This is a genomic window from Mycobacterium sp. (genome assembly GCF_050701675.1).
In the GTDB taxonomy this organism is placed as follows: Bacteria; Actinomycetota; Actinomycetes; order Mycobacteriales; family Mycobacteriaceae; genus Mycobacterium.
Window position 1 is genome coordinate 1 of record NZ_JBOGDD010001052.1, and the last position, 4,400, is coordinate 4,400.

At 63.1% G+C, this 4,400-nt stretch carries 6 protein-coding genes; 2 read left to right on the plus strand and 4 right to left on the minus strand.

Translation table 11 applies throughout. The features are described from left to right. Nucleotides 1-225: 225 nt before the first annotated feature. Nucleotides 226-558: a type II toxin-antitoxin system PemK/MazF family toxin gene (locus ACRDUX_RS32220; RefSeq protein ID WP_526420141.1), complete on the minus strand. Its 333-nt coding sequence runs from the start codon at nt 556-558 to the stop codon at nt 226-228. Next, a complete protein-coding gene (locus ACRDUX_RS32225; RefSeq protein WP_526420143.1) occupies nt 555-761 on the minus strand; it encodes an antitoxin MazE-like protein in 207 nt (68 codons plus the stop codon). The genes ACRDUX_RS32220 and ACRDUX_RS32225 overlap by 4 nt, the downstream gene beginning before the upstream one ends. Nucleotides 762-1,116: 355 nt before the next feature. Here ACRDUX_RS32225 and ACRDUX_RS32230 point away from each other — a divergent pair, with 355 nt between their 5' ends. Both ACRDUX_RS32230 and ACRDUX_RS32235 read left to right on the plus strand, forming a co-directional pair. Beyond that, the gene (locus ACRDUX_RS32230) at nt 1,117-1,737 is read left to right on the plus strand and encodes a DAPG hydrolase family protein (RefSeq protein WP_526420145.1); all 621 of its coding nucleotides are present in this window, start codon (nt 1,117-1,119) and stop codon (nt 1,735-1,737) included. Nucleotides 1,738-2,416: 679 nt separating this feature from the next. After that, complete coding sequence (locus ACRDUX_RS32235) at nt 2,417-2,719, plus strand: DUF222 domain-containing protein (protein ID WP_526420147.1); 303 nt, start codon at nt 2,417-2,419, stop codon at nt 2,717-2,719. A gap of 50 nt (nt 2,720-2,769) precedes the next feature. On the opposite strand, the gene ACRDUX_RS32240 is transcribed toward ACRDUX_RS32235, so the two are convergent. Both ACRDUX_RS32240 and ACRDUX_RS32245 read right to left on the minus strand, forming a co-directional pair. Next, on the minus strand, nt 2,770-3,633 hold the full coding sequence (locus ACRDUX_RS32240; RefSeq protein ID WP_526420151.1) for a cyclopropane mycolic acid synthase family methyltransferase: 864 nt from the start codon (nt 3,631-3,633) through the stop codon (nt 2,770-2,772). Nucleotides 3,634-4,156: 523 nt separating this feature from the next. Further along, nucleotides 4,157-4,400, minus strand: a 244-nt coding sequence (locus ACRDUX_RS32245) for a hypothetical protein (RefSeq protein WP_526420149.1), incomplete at its 5' end; no start/stop codon positions are given.

The window sequence follows — 4,400 nt, forward strand, 5'->3', positions numbered from 1 at the left end:
ACCTCGGAGGGCTAACGGCGATGTTCGCGCCAATCCTCGACGATGACCCCGCATACGAGTTCTGATCAGACGAGTTCCCTACACCGTCGGGCAACACGCACGAACAAGCCCACTCCTGCTGCAACCGCAACGCCATCAGCTCGAAGCGCGACGAATATGCGGGAACCGAATATGCAGGCTTACCGGTAAACTACGCCGTATTGCCCTGCGATCCAACAGTTTTCATTACCGAGCAAGGCCCAGGAATGCCAGCATTGCCCGCTCGACCTCGACGACTTGCTCCGCTGTCAGCCGGCCAACCCGGGCGTGGACATTCAACCGCCTGACGGTCGTGAGCTTATCGAGCATCACGTCACTGTCGTGGTCGAGTCCTGAAAGACGGCCGTCTCCGCCGCTGATGCGGATGCGCATCAGCGGAGCATCCAACAGAGTGCTGGTCATCGGAGCAACAGTCACTGAACTCGTGGCATCAAAGAGGTCATCCTGAATGATCACTGCCGGACGCGGCTTGGCCGCGTAGACGCCTCCCGCTACGGTCCAGATCTCCCCTCGGTTCACTCCTCGTCCCACGGTGTCGAGATAGCCTCAACGAAGTCTTGGTCGTCGTAGCCTTCGTCCGCTTCTGCGACCAACGAAGCCTGGCGATGCGCCTCGGCCGCAAAAGTCTGGGTTCGTACGTCAGGCACCCAGACCTGTAGCGGCCGGAGGCCCCGCTCCCGCATCCGCCGTCGGTACTCGCTGACCCTTTCTCTCACCGCCATGCCGCAATGTTACATGTAACGCCGCTGGTCGCCCGACCGCGTCGAGTCGTGGTGAGCGAACTTATTGCAGCGGGGGCTGTTGGCCGGGCCGAACCTTGCCGTGTTCGTTCGCACTTTGCCCAAGGTCAACGCCGAGCGATCAGCTGTCCGTCAACCGACTCCGCGGCTCGGCGACCAGGTTTCAATGCAACCTACTCATATCTCTATGTACGTGTGCTCATGCCTCGTCCGATCCCCGGATGGCGGGTGATACGGCGGCTTGGTCGACGGCGGCGCGGGCCAGAGCTGAAGGGGTACCGAGGCTGAGTAGCTGACTGTAAGCGACGTCAGTCTCGTCTCCGGCCCACGCTCCTCGTTGCTCGGCGGCGAGGAAGGTCAGGGCGCAGGCATGGAGTACCTGCGCGAGCACGTCAGCGTCCACGGCGGACTGGAATGCCCCCTGTGCCTGGCCGTGGCGGATCAAGTCGGCGACGGCGAGAACCGCAGCACCAACCGCACTCTCACCGACCGCCAGCGCTACATCGACAACGTCTCCTACGCCGACGAGTACGTCGGCGGCACCATGCAGCGCCTCGCAATCCGCTTCATCGACCCCACCCGGCTCGGCTTCGACCACTCCGCCCCGGGCAACACCGTCATCTGCGCTCGCGTCGGCCTCAGCCAGTACCCCGTGGCCATGGGCTGGCTCATCCACCAAATCCGCCCCACCGAACACGGCTGCGAGATGCGCAGTCGATTCTTCCTCAACGACTCCCAGATGCTCGACCTGCCGGCTCACTCTGTGCCCGGCCAGGGCGCCCAACTCCTGACCGGCAGAGCGTCCCGCAAACTCGGCGATGCCGTGCTCCCCCATGTCATCTCCAAGGTGATGGGACCCACTGTCGGATACGACATGGCTTTCCATTGCGCCGCCGAAATGAATCACCTCGCCTCCTTCCTCCCCGAGATCTACCAAGAGTTCAACGACACCCCTTGAAGCCTCTGGGCAGGTCCTGACGAGCTGCAGAGGTGCTCATGCCGCCCTCCACCGTCGCCTGGCCCTCCATGGCACACGCCTCCTGATCTCACCCGCATCATGGCCGAGTTCGGCCAGGATCGCGGCGGTGTGGAGAGCGGTTCCGGGCATGCCGGCCCATCCCGCACGTGGCGGATGAAATGGGCAGCTCCCCGGGGACGTGACCGGCGTACGTCGCTTTACTGCCGAGCCGCTACGGCGTTGCCGAGTTCCACGGGTTGATGAGTTCGACGCCGGTGTCAGCGAAGTCACTGACGTTGCGTGTCGCAAGTCCGGCGTTCCAGTTGCCGCAGATCGCGGCGATCTGCCCGTCGGCCCGCGCGACGCCCGCGTCCTCGCGGAAACCGTTGCTGGTGCCGCTACCGAGGATGACCTCGACCGGGCGCTGGACGCCATGATCGCCACTTGGCGGAAACTATGACCAGCAGCACGGCCGGTCCTCGTCCGGTCTCGTTGGAGATCCGCGGCTTCCGCGCCTTCGGGACTGAAGCCCGCACACTGCAGCTCGACGCGCCGCTCCGGCGCGACACGCTGGCCGGCGTCAACCCGTACTGGAGGATCGGCTGGTCAATCGGCTTGCGAGGGAGTGGACACATGCGACGTTAGGGCCAAGAGCCTCGTCGCTGCAATGTCGCAACGGATGCGGATCAGCCGCGGCGACGCCCCGGCGCGCGAGGCCGCCGGCCCCGAGGTCACCACCAAATTCACCCCGGAGCAGCTGCGCAAGGCGGCCGAGAGGCTGATGACACTGCTGGACCAGGACGGCACACTGACCGATGGAGATCGGGCGCGTCGACGCGGCATCACGATCTGCAAGCCAGACTTCGACGGGTTGACCCCAATCAGTGGCCAGATGGATCCCGAACTAGCGCCGCCATGGAGGCGGTGCTGGCCAAACTGGCCGCACGGGAATGTGCAATCCAGACACCGAATCACCTGGTGATGTTCACACAGCAGTACTTCTCCCAATTGTGGCCGTTGAGGGCGCGCCCGCTACTTCGCCAACGTGAACTGACCCACGTCGATCAAGCCGCTGCGGAACATGCCCGGGCAGCCGAGCAGGTACTTCATGTAGCGGTCGTAGACCTCCTGGGACTGGACGGCGACGGCTTCGTCCTTGTGTGCCTCCAGCGCCGCCGACCAGTAGTCGAGCGTCTTGACGTAATGGGGCTGCAGCGACTGAAACCGGGTCACGGTGAAACCGGGCTTGACGGCGTGCTCCTCGACCATCCGCACCGACGGCAGCCGGCCGCCGGGGAAGATCTCGGTGATCATGAACTTGCAAAACCGGGCCATCTCGAAGGTCAGTGGTATGCCTTTTTCCATCACCTCGTCGGGATGCAGACCGAGAATGGTGTGCAGCAGCATGATGCCGTCGTCGGGCATCGCCTCATGGGCGAACGTGAAGAAATCGTCGTAGCGGTCGAAGCCGAAATGCTCGAAGGCACCGATGGACACGATCCGGTCGACCGGCTCGTCGAACTGCTCCCAGCCGCGCACCTCCACGCGCTTGGAGCGCGGGCTGTCCGACACGGCGAACAACTGCTCGACGTGGGCCTGCTGGTTCTCGCTGAGCGTCAGCCCGATCACGTTGACGTCGTAGCGCTCCAGCGCCCGGTTCAACGTCGAGCCCCAGCCGCAGCCGACATCGAGCAGCGTCATACCGGGCCGCAGGCCCAGCTTGCCCAGCGCCAGGTCGATCTTGGCGATCTGCGCCTCTTCCAGCGTCATGTCGTCGCGCTCGAAGTAGGCGCAGCTGTAGGTCTGCGTCGGGTCGAGGAACAGGCGGAAGAAGTCGTCGGACAGGTCGTAGTGCGCCTGTACGTTTTCGAAGTGTGGCTTCAGCTGCTTGGACATCGCGATAAGAGCCTTCCTGAAAGCCCGGCGGCATTCACAAATGTCCCCTGACCATGAGCTACCCGGATGTCTCCGATTGCTGACGGTAGCCAATTTCTGATAGTACCCGATGGCGGGTTGGGAAGTGCCTATCACGTTTGGATGGCTGGACGGCACGTAATCACTGAAAATTCTGAGCCCGGCTGCTAGGCGCCGCGCCGTGGACATGCTCAAGGAGCCCTTGAGGAAGTCGATCCGCGCATCGAGGCGGATGCTCCGAACATGGTGTGGGCGATCGACTTTCAGTTCGACTCCACCGTCGATGGCAAGGCGATCAAACTCGCGTCGATGATCGACGAACACACCCGTTGTTCGCTGCTGAACATCGTGGAACGCTCGATCACCGGCGAACATTTTGTCGAGGAGTCCACGAAGGTGGTGCGGATGGACAACGGTCCGAAGTTCATTCCCCAAGCACTGCAACAGTTCCGCGAAGGAAGGTCGGGATGTTCTACATCCCGCCCGGAAGCCCGTGGAACAACGGCTACATCGAATCATTCGACAATCGCCTGGGAAGGAGTGCCTCAACCGCAACGACTGGAACGCCCTGTTCGAGGCCCGCGTGGTGATCGGCGACTTCAACAAGGAGCACAACCACCGCCGCCTCCACTTGGCCCTCGGGTACCGGACGCTGGCCGAGTACGCTGCGACGTGCAGGTGTACCCACACTCCGGTCGCCTGCGAGATCAACTGAATCCGGAACAAAACAACCCGACTCTAGATCCGAT